Annotated in this window: 15 protein-coding genes; 9 read left to right on the plus strand and 6 right to left on the minus strand. The window is 36.1% G+C overall.

All coding sequences use genetic code 11. The features are described from left to right. The first annotated feature begins 380 nt into the window (after positions 1-380). From rpsA to ASG21_RS06410, 4 genes are all read left to right on the plus strand, one after another. Entirely contained in the window at positions 381-2186 is a 1806-nt protein-coding gene (gene rpsA / locus ASG21_RS06395; RefSeq protein ID WP_056077192.1) for a 30S ribosomal protein S1, read from the plus strand. A 203-nt stretch (positions 2187-2389) separates the two neighbouring features. After that, positions 2390-4993, plus strand: a complete 2604-nt coding sequence (locus ASG21_RS06400; protein ID WP_241773463.1) for a T9SS-dependent M36 family metallopeptidase — start codon at positions 2390-2392, stop codon at positions 4991-4993. Positions 4994-5093: 100 nt separating this feature from the next. Next, positions 5094-6077 carry a DMT family transporter gene (locus tag ASG21_RS06405; protein ID WP_056077195.1) on the plus strand — a complete coding sequence of 328 codons (984 nt, stop codon included), beginning with the start codon at positions 5094-5096 and terminating at the stop codon, positions 6075-6077. 83 nt (positions 6078-6160) lie between these two features. Beyond that, complete coding sequence (locus ASG21_RS06410; protein WP_056077197.1) at positions 6161-7156, plus strand: alpha/beta hydrolase; 996 nt, start codon at positions 6161-6163, stop codon at positions 7154-7156. Between the two features lie 294 nt (positions 7157-7450). On the opposite strand, the gene rplS is transcribed toward ASG21_RS06410, so the two are convergent. Continuing rightward, positions 7451-7807, minus strand: coding sequence for a 50S ribosomal protein L19 (gene rplS, locus ASG21_RS06415; RefSeq protein ID WP_056077199.1), 357 nt, complete (start codon positions 7805-7807; stop codon positions 7451-7453). Positions 7808-8608: 801 nt separating this feature from the next. Here rplS and ASG21_RS06425 point away from each other — a divergent pair. Continuing rightward, positions 8609-9310, plus strand: a complete 702-nt coding sequence (locus ASG21_RS06425; protein ID WP_056077203.1) for a CoA transferase subunit A — start codon at positions 8609-8611, stop codon at positions 9308-9310. 134 nt (positions 9311-9444) lie between these two features. On the opposite strand, the gene ASG21_RS06430 is transcribed toward ASG21_RS06425, so the two are convergent. The 4 genes from ASG21_RS06430 to ASG21_RS20020 all read right to left on the minus strand — a co-directional run bounded on the left by ASG21_RS06430 (position 9445) and on the right by ASG21_RS20020 (position 13272). Then, complete coding sequence (locus ASG21_RS06430; protein ID WP_128414228.1) at positions 9445-10134, minus strand: hypothetical protein; 690 nt, start codon at positions 10132-10134, stop codon at positions 9445-9447. A gap of 62 nt (positions 10135-10196) precedes the next feature. Next, the gene (locus tag ASG21_RS06435) at positions 10197-10895 is read right to left on the minus strand and encodes a hypothetical protein (protein ID WP_056077207.1); all 699 of its coding nucleotides are present in this window, start codon (positions 10893-10895) and stop codon (positions 10197-10199) included. A 285-nt stretch (positions 10896-11180) separates the two neighbouring features. Next, positions 11181-12980 carry an ABC transporter ATP-binding protein gene (locus tag ASG21_RS06440; protein WP_056077209.1) on the minus strand — a complete coding sequence of 600 codons (1800 nt, stop codon included), beginning with the start codon at positions 12978-12980 and terminating at the stop codon, positions 11181-11183. 91 nt (positions 12981-13071) lie between these two features. Next, a complete protein-coding gene (locus ASG21_RS20020) occupies positions 13072-13272 on the minus strand; it encodes a hypothetical protein (protein ID WP_128414229.1) in 201 nt (66 codons plus the stop codon). A gap of 409 nt (positions 13273-13681) precedes the next feature. On the opposite strand from ASG21_RS20020, the gene ASG21_RS06450 reads away from it, so the two are divergent. Continuing rightward, positions 13682-14335, plus strand: a complete 654-nt coding sequence (locus ASG21_RS06450) for a CoA transferase subunit B (protein WP_056077212.1) — start codon at positions 13682-13684, stop codon at positions 14333-14335. A 263-nt stretch (positions 14336-14598) separates the two neighbouring features. Here the strand turns inward: ASG21_RS06450 and ASG21_RS06455 are convergent, their stop codons facing one another. Next, positions 14599-15408, minus strand: coding sequence for a DUF4197 domain-containing protein (locus ASG21_RS06455; RefSeq protein WP_056082202.1), 810 nt, complete (start codon positions 15406-15408; stop codon positions 14599-14601). 105 nt (positions 15409-15513) lie between these two features. On the opposite strand from ASG21_RS06455, the gene ASG21_RS06460 reads away from it, so the two are divergent. The 3 genes from ASG21_RS06460 (at position 15514) to ASG21_RS06470 (ending at position 19649) form a co-directional block, all read left to right on the plus strand. Continuing rightward, positions 15514-17754, plus strand: a complete 2241-nt coding sequence (locus ASG21_RS06460; protein WP_056077214.1) for a family 20 glycosylhydrolase — start codon at positions 15514-15516, stop codon at positions 17752-17754. Positions 17755-17881: 127 nt separating this feature from the next. Continuing rightward, positions 17882-18877: a N(4)-(beta-N-acetylglucosaminyl)-L-asparaginase gene (locus ASG21_RS06465; RefSeq protein ID WP_056077215.1), complete on the plus strand. Its 996-nt coding sequence runs from the start codon at positions 17882-17884 to the stop codon at positions 18875-18877. Between the two features lie 109 nt (positions 18878-18986). Next, complete coding sequence (locus ASG21_RS06470; protein WP_056077217.1) at positions 18987-19649, plus strand: copper homeostasis protein CutC; 663 nt, start codon at positions 18987-18989, stop codon at positions 19647-19649. The last annotated feature ends 221 nt before the right edge of the window (positions 19650-19870 follow it).

Raw genomic sequence — 19870 nt, forward strand, 5'->3', positions numbered from 1 at the left:
TTTGATGTTTTAACTTAAAAACTATTGATTTAAATTTAAATCAACTTCTAACAGAATGAATCTCTTTATTAAAATTAAAAATATTTTAGCAGTAATTGTCAGTAAATTGATAGTCAGGTATTACGCATGTCAAAAATGATCAGACTTTCATTTTTGTGATGACGGAACTGAAACGAAATTAAATTTAAGAACGTCATCAAGGTGAATTTAAAAATGTTTAATATGATTAACGGAGTGATTGATTTTTTTTGTATTTTTGCAGTCACTTTTTGTGGACAGGTCTGAAAAGGTAAATTATTATAAACTAATTACTTCCGTATTTTTTAAAACCACATTTATTCAGACCATTAAAAAAGAAGGAATACAAATTTTATTAGAAAATGTCAAAAGAGACAAATTCAGCAGAGGTTATTCTTAACCAAAACGTAGCACCGGAACAATTTGACTGGGATTCTTTCGAATCTGGTCTTGATGCAGATGCGAGAAAAGAAAAAAGCGATCTTGAAGAAATCTACAACGGATCTCTTAGTAGCTTAAACGACAACGATGTAATCGTAGGTAAAGTTGTAAGATTGACAGACAAAGAAGCAATCGTAGACATCGATTTCAAATCTGAAGGTGTTATTTCTCTTAACGAATTCCGTTACAACCCAGGCCTAAGTGTAGGTGACGAGGTTGAAGTAATGGTAGACAGAAGAGAGGACAAAACAGGTCAGTTACAGTTATCTCACAAAAAAGCAAGAACGCTTAAAGCTTGGGATAGAGTAAACGAACTTCACGAAACCGGAGAAATCGTAAACGGTTTTGTAAAATCAAGAACTAAAGGAGGTATGATCGTTGACGTACACGGTATCGAAGCATTCTTACCAGGTTCTCAAATCGACGTTAAGCCAATTAAAGATTATGATCAGTTCGTAGGTAAAACTATGGAGTTCAAAGTTGTGAAAATCAACCCTGAGTTCAAAAACGTAGTAGTATCTCACAAAGCATTGATCGAAGCAGATATCGAAGGTCAGAAAAAAGAAATCATCGCGCAGCTTGAAAAAGGTCAGGTTCTTGAAGGTACTGTTAAGAATATTACTTCTTACGGTGTATTCGTAGATCTTGGTGGTGTAGACGGCTTGATCCACATTACAGACCTTTCTTGGTCTAGAGTGAACCATCCATCTGAAATCTTAGAAGACGGACAGACTGTGAAAGTGGTTATCCTTGACTTTGATGACGAGAAAACAAGAATCCAGTTGGGTATGAAGCAATTAGAGGCCCATCCTTGGGATGCTCTTTCTGCTGACATGAAAGTTGGTGATAAAGTAAAAGGAAAAGTAGTTGTTCTTGCTGACTATGGTGCATTCGTTGAGATCGCTCCAGGTGTAGAAGGATTAATTCACGTTTCTGAAATGTCTTGGTCTACTCACTTGAGAAGCGCAGGAGATTTCGTAAAAGTAGGTGATGAAGTGGAAGCTGAAGTACTTACTTTAGACAGAGAAGACAGAAAAATCTCTTTAGGTATGAAACAGTTATCTAAAGATCCTTGGGAAAATATCGAAGCTAAATATCCTGTAGGTTCTGAGCATGTTGGAACTGTAAGAAACTTTACAAACTTCGGTGTATTCGTAGAACTTGAAGAAGGTATCGACGGATTAATCTATATATCAGACCTTTCTTGGACTAAGAAAATCAAGCATCCATCAGAATTCTGTGCAGTAGGTGATAAATTGAATGTTGTAGTTCTTGAACTTGACATCCAGGCTAGAAGATTATCTCTAGGTCACAAACAACTGACAGAAAACCCATGGGATAAATTTGAAACTAAATATGCTGAAGGAACTGTACACACAGGATCTGCTGTAGAAGTTCATGATAAAGGTGCTTCTGTACAATTCGAAGATGCTGAAGTAGAAGCATTCTGCCCATCAAGATTATTAGAGAAGGAAGACGGATCTAAAATCAAGAAAGGTGAAACTGCTGAGTTCAAAGTAATCGAATTCAACAAAGAATTCAAGAGAGTAGTTGTTTCTCACACAGGAATCTTCAGGGACGAAGAGAAAAAGAATGCAAGAGAAGCATCAAACAACAGATCAAATAACAACAATAACATGTCTTCTTCAAACATTGAAGAAAGATCTACTTTAGGTGATATTGATGTATTGGCTGAATTGAAAAAGAAAATGGAAGGAGGTAAATAATCTCTGATCTCATTCTTATAAATTTACCACCCATTTTTTGGGTGGTTTTTTTATTTATGTGAAAAGAAAAAATAATATAAATTTTAATATTAATTCTCCTGTTAAGTACATATTAACTGCTATTCAAAAAAAAGTATTAAATATTAAACAAAAATAATTATAAATTGATTATTATTTGTAAATTTGGCGCTTTAATGGTCAATATGAAAAAATTAACTTTACCTCTTTTATTTGCTGTTACATTATCATTAAGTTCAGTATCAACTTTACATGGACAGGATTACAAGCAGCTAATCAGTAATCATATTTCACAAAATACAATCCGTGATTATAAAAAAGCAGATCTTGCAGATCTCGCTGTGGATGTTGTAGATCGCTCTGCTTCTATGAATGGTGACGTGGTGAAGTTTCAACAGTTATACAAAGGCTTTCCGATTCTTAATTCTGTTGGTTCAGCATTGATAAAAGATGGGAAAGTGGTTTATTTTACAGATACGTTTGTTAAAAACTATAACGTAGCTACTGCAAATGTACCATCTATAACAGCTAAAACAGCATTGAGCATTATTGCTACACAACTGAATAATTCTGAAATCAGCGATTTTAAAATCCTTCAGTCTTTAGATGCAGACTTGGACGATAATAAGTTCGTTAAGCAAAATTTGCTTTATGCCAATCATGAAGATAATCTAAAGCTGGCGTATCAGATAGCTTTTCAGGATCCTAAATCGCCAAGCTATTGGAACTATGTTATTGATGCAAATACAGGAAGTGTTTTATTTAAAGAAGATTTGAATTTATCATGTAATTTTTATCATGATGCGTACAGCCACGATCATTCTTCGCATCAAAAATTTATTGGCCCTTTACAGGGTTCATCTTTGGAAAGTTCATTTAATCTTTTGGTACCAGATCCTGCGTCTTATAATGTTTTTCCTTTTCCTATAGAAGCACCAACTTTTGGATCCCGTGCAATTGTTGCCAATCCTTGGATAATAGCTTCTTCACCTGAAGGTTGGCATTATGATGGTGCAACTCATTACACAATTACACGTGGTAACAACGTTCACGCATATTTAGATTTAACAGGGAATAACGCAGTTGGCGCTTCTCCAAATGGTGGTGCTTCCCGGAATTTTGATTTTCCATTCAATATAAACGCTGCCCCTGCAACGCAGCAGAATGCTTCTACAACCAATCTTTTTTATGCAAACAATAAGGTGCATGATATTTTTTATAAGTTTGGATTTACCGAGCTCTCCAGAAATTTTCAGCAGACTAACTTTGGACTGGGTGGGGCTGGAAACGATTACGTAAATGCCGAGGCACAAGATGGGGGAGGAACAAACAATGCAAATTTCTCTACGCCTCAGGACGGATCAAAACCACGTATGCAAATGTATCTGTGGTCTACGTCAAATAGAGTTTTTTATTACAATGCTCCTGCGGTATCTGTGCCAAGACAGCCTTCAGCTGGGATTGCCCAATTCGGTCCAGCCCTTACTGTTACAGGTGTCACTGGAAATGTACAGTTATCATCTGTTTTAGAAGGTTGCACGCCTCTCCCTGCAGGATCTCTCACAGGAAAAATTGGTTTAATCCAGAGGGGAAATTGTGACTTTACTATCAAAGTGAAAAATGCTCAGAATGCCGGTGCAATTGCTGCCATAGTGTATAACGCTCCTGCTTCGCCAACTATTGGTAATATGGGAGGTACAGATGCTACGGTTACAATTCCTTCTGTTCTGATTGATAACGCTGAGGGTGAATATATCAAGACGCATTTGACAGCTAACACAGTGGTAAATGTTACACTAAAAAACGATCCGGCAGCAGCGGTAACTCCTGATGGTAGTTTTGATAATGGTGTAATTATTCATGAATATGGACATGGAATTTCAAACCGTTTAACTGGTAATGGTTTTTCTTGTCTTTCGTCATCAGTTAGCAAAGAACAAATGGGTGAGGGATGGTCCGACTTTTTTGCGCTAATGCTTACAAACAGACCTGGAGATAATGCCTCAGTTCCGAGAGGAATGGCAACTTATGCCGCAGGTGAGGGCTTTTCTGGAGGCGGAATAAGACCAGCAAAATATTCTCCTGATGTGTTGATCAATAATTTTAATTATAATGATACTAATGGTATGGAATATACCAACGCTAATGGATTTCTCGTACCTGATGTACATTCCATAGGATTTGTATGGGCTACTATGTTGTGGGATCTTCATTGGAAGTATGTCGAGAAATATGGTTATTCTTCTGATGTTACCGCTAACGCTACCAATGGAAGTTCAAGGGTTTTACAACTTGTAACAGACGCTTTAAAATTACAGGCCTGTAACCCTAATTTTGTTACAGGCAGAAACGCAATTCTTGCTGCTGAAATGGCTACCACACAAGGTGCAGACAGATGTATGGTCTGGAGAACTTTTGCAGCAAGAGGTCTTGGTCTGTATGCTGACGCTGGAAGTGCTACAGATATAAACGATCAGTTTGGTGACTTCACAGTACCTGCAGATTGTGTACTGTCAACAGATGAAGTGAAAAATACGAAGTCGAATGCCATCTCAATCTATCCAAACCCTGCTAAAAATGAATTCTTCATCAACTTCCCTAAAAATACTATGGGTAAAGTAAATGTTGAAATATTCGATATGAGCGGAAAATTAGTTGCTTCAGAATACAAAGTTTCTGCAGATGAGAAAAAAGCAATTAATACTTCATCTTTAATTAACGGAACTTATATCGTTAAAGTAAAAGGTCTAGGAATTGACACTTCTTCAAAGCTTCTAATTAAAAAATAATATTAAAATATTTTATAAAATTACCTCAGAAATTTCTGAGGTAATTTTTTTTGTTCAAACAAAATCAATATATCGTACCTTTGGCGGCTGAAAAAAGGTTATGAAGAAGAAAAAAATTTTAAAGGGAGTTTTGTTTGTAGGTTTCGGTGCCAGTATTTATGGAATGCTTGCCACCTTCGTAAAAATGTCTTACAAAGAAGGTTTCACCACCTCAGAAGTAACGACGGCTCAGTTTGCATTGGGATTAGCGGGTCTCTTAATCCTGAATTTTATCCAGACTACGACTTCAAAAAAGAAATTACCAACTCCCAACCGAAAAGAATTCAGAACGCTATTAATGGCCGGAACATCTTTGGGTTGTACCAGCTTATTTTATTACATTTCAGTGCAGTATATTGCCGTTTCAATAGCTATTGTACTGCTGATGCAGTCCGTATGGTTCAGCGTTGTTGTCGAGAGTTTCATCACTAAAAAATTTCCAAATACTAAGAAAGTTGTGGCAACAGCAATTGTTTTACTCGGAACAGTTTTAGCAACAAATCTCGTCAATTTGGAAGTGAAATTAGATTGGCACGGGATCTTTTGGGGATTATTGGCTGCAGCTTCATTTACAATGACCATGTTCACATCCAATACTCTGGCAACGCATTTACCGGTACTCAGGAAAAGCATGATTATGCTGACGGGAGGTTCGGTGATCGTTTTAACATTCTTGTTTTTTGCACAGATCGGACCATTGTATTCTGAAAATTTAAGATCTTTTTACTTGAATTTTACCGAAAATACACATCACATCCGACCGTTTGATTATTCTATCTTCTGGACGTATGGCTTTATTCTGGCTTTATTCGGAACCATTATTCCACCGATTCTGTTTAATTTAGGTTTCCCAAATACAGGTTTGGGATTAGGAAGTATTATCTCTTCCCTGGAACTTCCGGTTTCTGTAACGATGGCCTTTGTTCTATTGAATGAAAAGGTAATTCTTATTCAATGGATTGGAATTCTTTTAATTTTAATGGCGATTGTTTTAATGAATTTACCTTCGAAAAAGGAAAAACTCACTGCAGAAGAGCTTAATTAAAAGCATAATTAAATTATAAATAACACCAAAAACCGTTTCAATTGAGGCGGTTTTTTTAAATTTATATCTAAATTCAATTTTTCATGACCAAATTTAAAAATATTCTCACAGGAATTTCACTCACTGTCACATCGACTCTGGCATTTTCGCAGGTAAAACCTTTAGATGCCACGCTTACTAACTATCAATATCCTTTTGAAGTATATTTTAAAGATTTAAATTCTCAAAAACAAAATCTTAAAATGGCTTACATGGATGTAAATCCCAAAAAATCCAACGGAAAAACAATCATGCTTCTCCACGGCAAAAACTTTAACGGAGCGTATTGGGAAAAAACGGCAAAAGAGTTAGCAGACAAAGGTTTCAGGGTGATAATTCCGGATCAGATTGGTTTCGGGAAATCTTCAAAACCTCAAAGCTATCAGTTCTCATTTGCACAGTTGGCGAGTAATACCAAATCGATTTTAGAAGATTTAAAAATTGAAAAGGTCATTGTTTTAGGACATTCAATGGGAGGCATGGTTGCCACGAGATTCACTTTAATGTATCCTGAAGCAGTCGAAAAATTAATTCTTGAAAATCCGATTGGATTAGAAGATTATAAAGCACTGGCAAAATATCAGACTGTTGATGAAGCCTATCAGTCGGAATTAAAAAACACAGCAGAATCTTACAAAAACTACCAGCTCAAATTCTACTATGACAACAAATGGAAGTCGGAATACCAACCTTGGCTTGACCTCATTGCAGGCTGGACTTTACACAAAGATTACCCACAAGTCGCATGGAATGCCGCTTTAACGAGTGACATTATTTTCAGTCAACCTGTCGTTTACGAATTTAAAAACATCAAAACTCCAACTTTACTGATCATTGGGACCCGTGACCGCACAGCCATCGGAAAAGACAGGGCACCCAAAGAAATTCAGCCGAACATGGGACAATATCAGGAATTGGGTAAGAAAACACAGCAGCAAATTGCAGGTTCAAAACTCGTGGAATTAGAAAATGTAGGCCACCTTCCGCACATCGAAGTCTATGATAAATTCTGGAATGCGCTGTATGAGTTTATAAAGTAGGAGGGAAGCTGGATGATGGATGATGGAAGTTTGCAAAGGTTGAAAACGACTTTATGTAAATATAATGTCATGAATGCTAACCTATACAAATATTCCCTTTTTGAAGGATGGCGAAAATTTCAAAGAAATTTTTGCCGGGGTAGATCATATTTAAGAAAACTTTCATAAAGTCTCAACGGGACGACTCAACAGAGGATAGGATAAAATCCTATCAAAAACGGAAATTAATCTACTCAGAAATAAAAAGAGACCGCTAAAATTAGCAGTCTCTTTTCGTATCTGTTGTTGTCTGAATTACTTCTTTTTGTAAGCAGCGTCTTTAATTCTCGCTTTTTTACCTCTAAGGTCTCTGAAGTAGTAGATTCTTGATCTTCTAACTTTACCTCTTCTGTCAAGCTCAATTTTTTGAAGAGCTGGCATGTTGATAGGGAAAACTCTCTCTACACCTACATCACCAGACATTTTTCTGATTGTAAAAGTTTTAGTAGCTCCTGTTCCTCTCAACTGAATTACAGTTCCTTTGAAGAACTGAGTTCTTGTTTTCTGACCTTCCTTAATTTCGTAATACACTGTAATTGTGTCTCCTGCGCTAAACTCAGGGAAATCTTTTTTTGTAATGTACTGGTCTTGTACGTACTTTAATAAATCCATTATTAATAATAAAAATTGTTTAAGCTAACCAACTTGCACGACTATCGCTAGAGGTTGAATAACAGGTTGCAAAAATAAAACAAATTTTTCTGTCCACCAACACTTTACAAAAGTTATTTCCAAAAAAAATAGCACACATAAACACCCATCACCCAAGACTCAACACCCATCAATCATCAAACATTACCCATTACTTATCCTTTAACTCTCTAACTCTCCAACCCTCTCACTCATCATGGCGTGCCCCTCCCTCGGTCATTCCACTTCGTTGCATTCCCTCAGTCGGGTCGGGCTGTCCGCTGTATCTTTTATGGGGCGGTCTCCGCTTTGCTGCGTCCGCCCCATAAAAGGATGCCGCTTCCATCCCTCACGCAAAAGAAAAGTGGTTTATCTTTTCAATATTCATATTTTAAAAACAACTCGATGGATTTCCAAATGAAACAATAATGAGATGCTTTGACTTTATCGAACCTTAAGGTTTCATCGTATAAAAATTTTATCAAAAGACTTTAAACTGACTTAGGAAACGGAGGCGTTAAGAAATTTTACATTATTTTCGTTAAGAAATTTCCACTGTTTGAGTGGCGGCAAAAATATTGTTTTTGAATAACTCTTGTTTCCGCCCGGGTTTTAGGAATTTTTAGAAAATAATTTAAAATTTTAGCCGGAGTTTCCAGTCTTGAATTTTTGGTTCTTTTGTTTGACTTCGTCGAATCTTCAATTTTCAAGACAAAAGAACAAATAAATTTTCAATCTCAAATAAAAATACTAATTTAAGACCTCAAAATTTAATCCAAGAAAATGATCGATAAAAGAGTAAAAAATGCACAGGAAGCCATTGACGGTATTCAGGACGGAATGACCTTAATGCTGGGCGGTTTCGGCCTATGCGGAATTCCTGAAAATTCCATTAATGCATTGGTAGAAAGTAATGTAAAAGATTTAACCTGCATTTCAAACAACGCCGGAGTAGACGATTTCGGATTGGGATTATTGCTTCACAAAAGACAGATCAAAAAAATGATTTCATCTTACGTGGGCGAAAACGCAGAATTCGAAAGACAGATGTTATCAGGCGAACTCGAAGTTGAATTGACTCCACAGGGAACTTTAGCAGAAAAATGCAGAGCCGCCCAGGCAGGAATTCCGGCTTTTTATACACCCGCAGGTTTCGGAACTGAGGTTGCAGAGGGGAAAGAAGTAAAAGATTTTAACGGCAAACCGCATATTTTAGAGCACGCTTACGATGCCGATTACTCCATTGTAAAAGCATGGAAAGGAGATCATGCAGGAAACTTAATTTTCAAAGGTTCAGCCCGTAATTTCAACCATCCTATGGCCGGAGCCGGCAAAATCACCATTGCAGAAGTTGAAGAATTGGTGGCGCCTGGCGAATTGGATCCCAACCAGATTCACATTCCGGGAATTATGATTCAAAGAATTTTCCAGGGCGAAAAATTTGAAAAAAGAATTGAGCAGAGAACTGTTAGAAAGAAAGATTAACTTTCTGATCAGTTTGTTAAAAAATAATGCCCCCCGAAATCAACTTTCGGGGTATTTTTTTGATCTTTATTCAGTTCATAATTAGATTGAAGAACCTCTATCCGCAGTCATGTAAACTTTCCGCACCCATCTCCCTACAATTTATATCCAATTCTGAAACCGATCAAAAGATTAAGAAAATCACCTGAACCTTTTTCTAATGATCTGTTTCTGAAAAATTCATGATTTCCAAACTGTATTTCATGTTTTGCTTCGTCAAATTGCAGATCAGTATTTTCAATTTTTCTGTTCATATAGCCTATTCCAAAATAGGGCTCAAGAATTACCTTTTTTGATCTGAGTATTGAAATTTGATTGCCAAAAATTAGATTAATGCCCAAGACTCTTTTTTTTACTCCAAAATGATCTGTAAGTACTTCATTATTTAGGTCATCAGATGATGGATAGTAACGTAGAATATCTGTAGTCTGGTTTTTTCTTTGAAAAAATTGTATTGCAATAAACTGTTGATTTCTCTTTGGGATAGCTCTTTTGCTGAAATATTTTGAAAAATAAAATCGTCCTTCAAAATTAGCTTTGAAACCACTTGAATTAATCATCGTACAATCAATTTTAGAAGTATCATACAACTGAATTCCAGCTTCCGCGCTTACACTGAAATAAGGACTTATCATCCTTTCCGCGGAAACCATAACAGTTGGAAAGGAAAAGTCATCAGCTAACTGCGATGCATTCAGTTTTAAAATCCACTTGCTCTCTTTTGCTTCCTGAGCAAAAATCAAAATTGAAACCGTCAAAATAAGAACAGATAGAAATTTTTTCATGCAAACAATATTGAGTTTAATTTTATCTTTGATGATTATTTTCAGTAAGTTAACTTGAAAATTTATAGCACATAGCCTATGCGTAAGCCAAAAAATACGTTGCCATCTCTGCCGGAATATTTTTCCAAATTATTATTTCTAAACAAATCCTGATTTTCAGAATCAATTTCATGTTTTGTCTCATCAAACTGAAGATGGGTATTTTTAATTTTTCTGTTGAGAAACCCGAATCCGCCGTAAGGCTCAAGAATAAATTTTTTCGATTTTCCAAAAGAAAACTGATTTCCCAAAGTGATATTGACTCCCAAAGCGGTGGTCTTCAATCCAAAATAATCTCTGTAAATATTTTCGAGATAATTGTTTTGGACATTGCTTTTATCATAATAAAACAGAACGTCAGTGGTTTGGTCTTTTCTGTAGAAAAACTGTAAACCTACAAAAGGTTCATTTCTGTTTGATTTTGTTCTTTTATGGAAAAATTTTGATATGTAAAATCTTCCTTCGAGATTGGTCTTAAAACCTCTTGATTTCAGTACGGTAGAATCGACTTTATGTAAGTCATATACTTGAAATCCAGCTTCGGTATTGATACTGAAATAAGGATTTAATTTTCTTTCAACTGAAAACTGTACCGTGGGAAAAGTTGCAAAATCAAGAAGTTGTGTTGCATTCAGTTTTAAGACCCACTTGCCTTCCTTTGCTTCCTGCGCAAAAATCAAAGTTGCAACGAATAGTATAAGAAAGGATAGAGTTTTTTTCATTCAAATCAATTTTAGGTTTAAAACGATTTAAAAATACTGAAAAAATCACTCTGTTATGAAAATAAAAAGTTAATTGGTGATATTTTTTTCTAAGCTCTATTTGAACTTTTTATAACCATAATTTTAGCTAAAAAATGTCTTTTTCTTGTGAAAAATATCTAATTTGAATTAATTTTGAAAAGGTATGCTCCGAAAATCTTTGATTTTCAAACTTATGTGCTCTAAAATATACTCAATATGATAAACTTAAAACTAATGTGACTTATGTGCCAAACAATTCGGTGTTTAAATCTGCGTCGCAGTCTTTCTTTCGCCGATCTGCTGTCTCCACATCGCGTAATAAAGCCCTTTTTCTTCAATCAACTGCAGGTGAGAGCCTGTTTCAATAATATTTCCACGCTCCAGGACAAAAATTCTGTCTGCATGCATGATCGTACTTAAACGGTGGGCAATCAAAACCGTAATTTGTTCTTTTTCCTTCGAAATTTCTTTGATGGTGGTCGTGATTTCCTCTTCCGTAATACTGTCTAAGGCCGAAGTTGCTTCATCAAAAATAAGCAAATGTGGTTTTCTCAACAAAGCTCTGGCAATAGCAATTCTCTGTTTTTCACCACCACTTAATTTCAATCCACCTTCACCGATAACAGTTTCAATGCCATTTTCGGCACGTTCCAGAAGACCGTTGCAGCTCGATTTTTTCAAAGCAATCTGTAAATCTTCCTCAGTGGCTGACGGATTCACAAACAATAAATTTTCTCTGATTGTTCCTGAAAAAAGCTGAGTGTCCTGCGTTACAAATCCAATCTGATTTCGCAGTTCATCAAAATCAAATTCTTTTCCGTCGACATTATTGTAAAAAATACATCCTTCTTTCGGTCTGTACAAACCGACAAGCAGTTTTACCAAAGTACTTTTCCCTGAACCGCTTGGTCCGACGAAAGCAATTGTTTCTCCATTTTTCACATCAAATGAAATGGAATTTAAAGCTTTATAATGAGCTGATTGGTGCTGGAAAGAAACTTTTTCGAATTTCAAGTCTTCAATCGCACCGATTTTTTTAGGATGCAAAGGCTTTGGCTCAACTTCTTTTTTCATCACTCTGTCGAAATTCTGAAGTGACGCTTCGGCTTCACGGTAGGAAATAATAATGTTTCCAATTTCCTGCATCGGCCCGAAAATAAAGAATCCATAGAATACAAGCGATAGATACTGTCCGGGAGTTACAATGTTTTTAAAAATCAATAACAACAAAGTGAAAGTGATCACCTGTTGTAGAAAATTAACCAAAGTTCCCTGTACAAAGCTCAATGAACGGATGCTTTTTACTTTTCTCAGCTCTAAATTCAGAATTTTATAAGTATTGTTATTTAACCGCTCAACTTCCTGATTGGTTAAACCTAAACTTTTTACGATCTCAATGTTTCTGAGGCTTTCTGTGGTACTTCCCGCTAAGTTGGTGGTTTCTGAAACTATGTTTTTCTGAATTGTTTTTATTCTTTTGCTTAATAAGTTGGTAATAACAGCGATAAAAATAATTCCCAGAACATACACTGGCATAATAGACCAGTGCAGACGGATGGCATATATCGAAACGAAAATAATGCTGACCAGAATTCCAAAAAATATGTTGATGAAATTATTGATAAACTTCACAGAATCCTCACGAACTTTGGTCAAGATAGAAAGTGTTTCACCACTTCTCTGATCTTCGAATTCCTGAAAAGGCAACCTCATAGAATGCTGCAAACCGTCAGTGAAAATTTTAGCCCCAAATTTTTGAATAATCACACTCACCACGTAATCCTGAAATGCTTTGGCGATACGGCTGATCATCGCAGTTCCGATTAACAGGCCTAAAAAATAGAAAACACCGTGATAAATATCTGTTCCGTACAGATATTCATTCAGGTTTCTCGGGATTAATTTTTCCTTATCAAAGTGATTTGGTTGGTTGACCAGTTTATCCAGAATATTTCCGGTAATTGCCGGAGCAAAAAGTGAAAAAACCTGATTGATGGAGGCTAATAACAGCGATGCAATGATCAGCCATTTGTAAGGTTTTAAATATTTTAATAGAATTTTCATATGAAAAATTAAAGCCTACAAATTTACGACAATTTGGTTAGCAAAAATTTATCATAGGATAAGGTTACCTTAATTTTATGAATTACTAATATTAATAATTTGAATTATCAGTTTTTCTGTAATCCTCAGTTTTTTTAATGCTTCCATCTTTATGATAATAGGTCCAGATACTATCTTTTATCCAGTCATTCTTAAGGATATAAAATTCTTTTCTTTGCGTCGGACCGGCAACATCATAATCGTAAGTTACCTCACGATATCTGAAATTGCCTTTATCGTATTCAGCTGTCATGACAACGTATTTTGCATCAGACAGCTGTATATATATATAATATGAAAGTATTAAAGCTAGAGGAGTTGAAAAAAACAGGAAGATTTTATTAATTATCCCCTTGAAATCAACAATTTTTCTTTTTTTAATTATGAAAAGAATTATACCTGAAATAACCCAAAAAGTTGGAAAAAGGATCAGTACATATCCTAAGGAACCACTTTGATTATTAAGCATATCTGTTAGAAGAAAAGCTGTGATAATATTATAAATCACAGCAAACAAAATCAAAATTGGATTTGCCTTCATTTTACATTTTTTGAGAAATTTTATTACGACTAAGTTAAAAAGATTTTACGGTAAAGTTTAGAAAAAAGAAAGTTTTTGTAATTCTGAAAAAATGGCTAATTTGGCGGGATAAGATTATGCTATGCTAACGAAAGAACAAATTGCAAAAAGAATTTCAAAAGAAGTAAAAGACGGATATTATGTAAACTTAGGAATCGGAATTCCAACATTGGTGGCAAATTACGTTCCCCACAATCTTTCGGTAGAATTCCAGAGTGAAAACGGAGTTTTGGGAATGGGACCGTTCCCGTTTGAAGGCGAAGAAGATGCAGACGTTATCAATGCCGGAAAGCAGACCATTACTATTTTGGAAGGTGGTTCGTTTTTCGATTCTGCGTTCAGTTTTGGGATGATCAGAAGCCAGAAAGTAGATTTAACCATCCTTGGAGCCATGGAGGTTTCAGAAAACGGCGACATTGCCAACTGGAAAATTCCCGGAAAAATGGTGAAAGGAATGGGTGGAGCAATGGATCTTGTAGCTTCAGCTGAAAACATTATCGTCGCGATGATGCACGTCAACAAAGCCGGAGAGAGCAAAATCCTGAAAAAATGTTCACTTCCTTTAACCGGAATTAACTGCGTAAAAAAAGTGGTCACCGAATTGGCTGTTTTAGATGTAACACCAGCCGGATTCAAATTAGTTGAGAGAGCGCCTGGAGTTTCGGTAGAACATATCATCAAATCAACGGAAGCAGATTTAATCATCGACGGAGAAATTCCTGAGATGCAATTCTAAATATAGCAAAAACCTTGTCACAACGACAAGGTTTTTTTATGAAATATAATTTTCTGATTAAGTGACTTAGGAAATCGTAGCGTTAAGAAAATTAAAAATCAATCCGTTAAAAAATTCCCACTGTTTGAGTGCGGCTATAATCTTCTTTAATAAATGAAGTTTAAATCCGCACGAGTTTGGGAATTTTAGGATTGATTTTTAATTTTTAGCGAAGAGTTCCAAGTCTTGAATTTTTGTTTCTTTTGTTTCAAGACAAAAGAAATTTACCTCCCATCCTGCGCCCCAAAAACCTTCTGCAGAATACTCGTCGTTCTCATCACAGAATTATTTCTGATACCGCTTTCTTTTTCCGCCACCATTTTAAAAACGCCATTGATGGTTTCGTTGGTCACATATTCGTTTAAGTCTGTGGAAACGGCTTGTCCGGTCAGCGTGTTGTATTTTGAAATTAAATTGTTCCAGACTTTATCGGCACCTACTTTTCCTAATGAAGCCTTCACTTTTGGCTGAAAAGCGGTGAATAATTGAGTTTGAGTTTTACTCTGTAAATAATTGGTTGCAGAATTGTCGCCTCCCAACAAGATATTTTTGGCATCAGTAATCGTCATCGACGTGATGGCTTTCGTGAAAATAGGAGCTGATTCAGTCACTGCATCTTCGGCAGCTCTGTTCAATAATTTCACGCCCTGATCTGCTAAACTTCCCAATCCGAAAGCACGAAGCTTCGTATCAATTACTCTTAATTTTTCGGGCATTAAAATTTTTACTGCTTCATTTTTCAGGAAACCATCCTGTACAGCGAGTTTTTTCACACCTTCAGTTACACCCAAATTTAAAGCTTCCTTTAAACCAGATGAGATTTGAGTTGAAGTCAGACTTCCCAAATTGACTGAAGAAGTATTTTTTGTTGGAGTTTGCTGAGTTGTCGTAGGTGAAGTGGTTGTGTTGGTTTTAGGATTGTTTAAATCAACACCTGTCTGGTTTTTAACCGTAGATTTAATTATATCTAAAATCTGTGCCTGTGCAGAAACCGAAAATAATAATCCGGCTGCCAAAAGAAAAGTTTTTTTCATCATTTAATTTTATACAAAATTAGATGTTTCAAAGCTGAAATAGTTAAATGATAGACTGAATTTTTCAGAAAAGAATTATATTCGCTAAAATCTAAACTCAACCAGATGCAGCGTATTCTCTTGGCCTTTTCTTTATTGATTTCAATGTGTTTTTTTTCTCAGACCAAATTGAATTTAATTCCTTATCCGCAAAAAGTGGAGTTTCAAAATGGAGAATTTGTTATTCCTGCATCATTTAATTTAAGTAATAATCTTCCTGTTAAAGAGACAGAATATTTAAAAAATAAAATAAAATTAAAATTCAGTAACGCAAAAAATCAGGATGCGCATTTGTTGTATTCTAAATTAGAAAATCAATCAAAACCCAATAACGAGGCGTATTCAATTGAAATTTCTTCCAAACAGATTCATATAAAATCCTACACAGATCAGGGGTATTTTTTAGCTATTCAAACTCTAATTCAGTTATTTGAAACGCAGAAAAACGGAAAAATTCCTGCAATGAAAATTGAAGATTCTCCAAAATTCGCCTGGCGTGGAATGCACCTCGATGTTTGCCGTCATTTTTTCACAGTAGAAGAAGTGAAACAGTACATCGATTATCTGGCAATGTATAAACTGAATACTTTTCACTGGCATTTAACCGACGATCAGGGCTGGAGAATTGAGATTAAAAAATATCCGAAATTGACTCAAATCGGTTCAAAACGTAAAGAATCCATGATTGGTGCTTACGTTGATAATACTTATGACGGAAAACCTTACGGACCCTATTTTTATACTCAGGAGCAAATTAAAGATGTCGTAAAATACGCTCAAGAAAGGCATATTACCGTTGTTCCTGAAATTGAAATGCCTGGTCACGCATTGGCAGCGCTGTCTGCCTATCCTGAACTTGCGTGTACAAAAGGACCTTTCGAAGCAGCAACAAAATGGGGTGTTTTCGATGATGTTTTCTGTCCCAAAGATGAAACTTTTACTTTTTTGGAAAATGTTTTGGATGAGGTGATTCAGCTTTTTCCTTCGCAATATATTCACATCGGTGGTGACGAATGTCCGAAAACAAGATGGAAGGAATGTGCGCACTGTCAGGCTTTAATTAAAAAACACAATCTCAAAGACGAGCATGGACTGCAAAGTTATTTCATTCAGAGAATTGAAAAGTACGTGAACTCAAAAGGCAGGAAAATCATCGGCTGGGATGAGATTCTGGAAGGTGGATTGGCACCAAATGCTGCAGTAATGAGCTGGACAGGCATTAAAGGTGGAATTGAAGCCGCAAAAACCAATCATTTTGCTGTGATGACGCCCGGAGCATATTGTTATTTTGACCATTATCAGGGCGATCCGCAAACTGAACCTAACGCATTCGGAGGTTTTACACCTTTAGATAAAGTGTATTCTTACAATCCGATTCCTGCCGAATTAAATGCTGAACAGTCGAAATATATTCTGGGAGTTCAGGCAAATTTATGGACGGAATATATTCTGGATTTCAAACAGGTTCAGTACATGATCTTCCCAAGATTATTTGCACTTTCCGAAGTAGGTTGGGGAACTTCAAAACCGGAGAATTATAAGGAATTTGAAAACAGAGTGGTGGAGCATTTTAAAATTTTAGATAAAATGAACATCAACTATGCAAAAAGTATTTACAACATTTCAGGAAAAGTAATTCCTGATAGCAAAGGTGTTTCTTACGAACTTTCAACTTCGCAAAATCCAAGCGGAATTAAATTTACGACAGATGGAAGCGAGCCAACATCAAATTCTTCAAACTACCAAAATCCGATTCCGGTTTCAAAAGCAATGATCATTAAATCTGCTTATTTTGAAAATGATGAATTAAAATCTGCTGTTTCTTCTCAGAATTTTTCTACCTCAAAAACGACCGGAAAAAAAATCACTTTGGAAAATCAGCCCAGCGAAAATTATTCTTTCGGCGGTGCATTTACATTAGTTGACGGAATTATCGGTAACGTAAAGCAGTTGGGGAAAACATGGCTTGGTTTTCAGGGAAAAGATGTGGTTGCGACAATTGATTTAGGCGAAAAAACAAACTTCTCAGAAGTTTATTTTAACACTTTAGACAACAAAGGAAGCTGGATTCATCTGGCTAAATCTGCGACGGTTTTCATTTCTGTTGACGGTAAGAATTTTAAAAGCATTAAAGAAATAGGGAAAGAGGAAATTCTTTCAGCCAAAGGAAAAATCAGTCTTAAAGTCGGAAATCAGAATGCAAAGTTTATTAAAATTAAAATAGAAAACGCAGGAATTATTCCCGCAGGAAATCCCGGTGCAGATTCAAAAGCATGGCTTTTTGTCGATGAAATTGGAGCGAAATGATTCAAGATTTAAAAATGTCATTGCGAGCAAAGCGAAGCAATCTGTTGAAGACAGTTTCGCAAGTCGAAAAGATTGCTTCGTCGTTCCTCCTCGCAATGACCGTTAACCTTAGCCTCAACCTAAAAATATGAATTCACGAAGAAAATTTTTAAAAACCACAGGAATATTATCATCTGCACTGCTGCTCAATCCACTGGATTTAATTGCAAAAGAAGTTCCTGAAAATGAAAATACGTTGGTCAATAAACCCATCGTTCTTTCGACCTGGGATTTTGGTTTAAAAGCCAACGAAGAAGCATGGAAGATTTTAGGGAAAGGTGGAAGAGCTTTGGATGCGGTTGAAAAAGGCGTTCGTTTGGTTGAAAATGACCCGAACGAAAGAAGTGTTGGCTACGGTGGCCGCCCCGACAGAGACGGAAGAGTAACGTTGGATGCCTGCATTATGGATGAAAATTACAACATTGGTTCGGTGGCGTGTCTGGAGAATATTAAAAATCCGATTTCTGTAGCGAGGATGGTCATGGAAAAGACACCTCACGTGATGTTGGTAGGCGACGGAGCTTTCCAGTTTGCCATTTCACAAGGTTTTAAAAAAGAAAATATTCTCACAGCAGAATCCGAAAAAGAGTGGAAAGAATGGCTGAAAGACAGCAAGTATAAGCCGATTGTCAACATCGAAAATCACGACACGATTGGAATGATCGCTTTGGATGCTCAGGGAAATCTTTCCGGAGCCTGTACAACGAGCGGAATGGCTTTCAAAATGCACGGCAGAGTAGGTGATTCGCCGATTATCGGTGCTGGTTTGTTCGTCGATAATGAAGTTGGTGCTGCAACGGCAACCGGTCATGGTGAAGAAGTCATCAGAACAGTTGGAACTCATCTCGTTGTGGAACTGATGCGACAGGGAAGAAATCCGCAACAGGCTTGTAAGGAAGCTGTTGAAAGGATTGTGAAAATTACTCAAAAACGAAATAAAAATTTAAAAGATATTCAGGTGGGCTTTATTGCCATCAATAAAAAAGGAGAATACGGTTCATATTGCATTCAGGACGGATTTAATTTTGCCGTTCACGACCATAAAGGAAACCGTCTGGAGAAACCTGAATTTGCTTTAAAGTAAGGAAAGAGCCAAGTAAAAAGTAAAAAGAGCCAGATGAAAGATTCTGATCATAAACCCGAATCCCGAATCCTGAATCTCAAATTTCAAACCTCAAATCTCAAATCAACCTATGTTTTTAGAAATAGCCACTTTCGATATCACATCCGCTGAAATAGCCTTAAATTCCGTTGCCGATAGAATTGAATTCTGCGCTGACTTAAATTCCGGAGGCATTACACCCGACCTTGAAGAATTAAGATACTTAAAAGATAAATATTCAAAACCGATTCACGTGATGATCCGCCCAGTTGGAGGAGGTTTTATGTACAGCAATTCAGAATTTATGCGGATGCAGAGAGATATTATTGAATTTTCAAAAGCGAAGGCTGATGGTTTTGTTTTTGGCATTTTAGATGAAAATCAGGAAATTGATTATGAGAAAAACAGACTTTTGGTTGATCTTGCCAATGGCAAACCCTGCGTTTTTCACCGAGCCATTGACCGAACCAAAAATATTTTCGAATCTGCAGAAAAACTGATTGAATTAGGGTTCAAAGAAATCCTCACTTCCGGCGGAGAAAATTCTGCCATGGAAGGAAAGGAAAATTTAAAAAAGCTTATTGAGAATTGTGGCGATGATATTAAAATCTTAATTGGTGGCGGAGTTCGTTCGAATAATATTTCAGAGTTGAAAAATGTAACGGGTGGGAAATATTTTCATTCTTCGGCGGTGCTGCCGTATGAATCTTTTGCCAATGCTGAGGAGATTAAAAGATTGAAGGTTAATTTGTGAAATTAATCCAATTATTTTGATTAAATATACATCGAATTTGTCATCCTGAAAGGATCTAAGCATAAATTAAGCATTGGTATATATTATAACCATTAGCAATCTGGAAAAATTAATTTTATCTCTAAAAAACTGTTGAGATCCTTTCAGGATGACAAACTGTAGTTCTAAGTCTTATTTACAATCAAATTAAATGAACAAAACCATACTCTTTCTATTTTTTT

Origin of the sequence: Chryseobacterium sp. Leaf394 (assembly GCF_001424105.1) — a bacterium.
Taxonomy (GTDB): Bacteria; Bacteroidota; Bacteroidia; order Flavobacteriales; family Weeksellaceae; genus Chryseobacterium.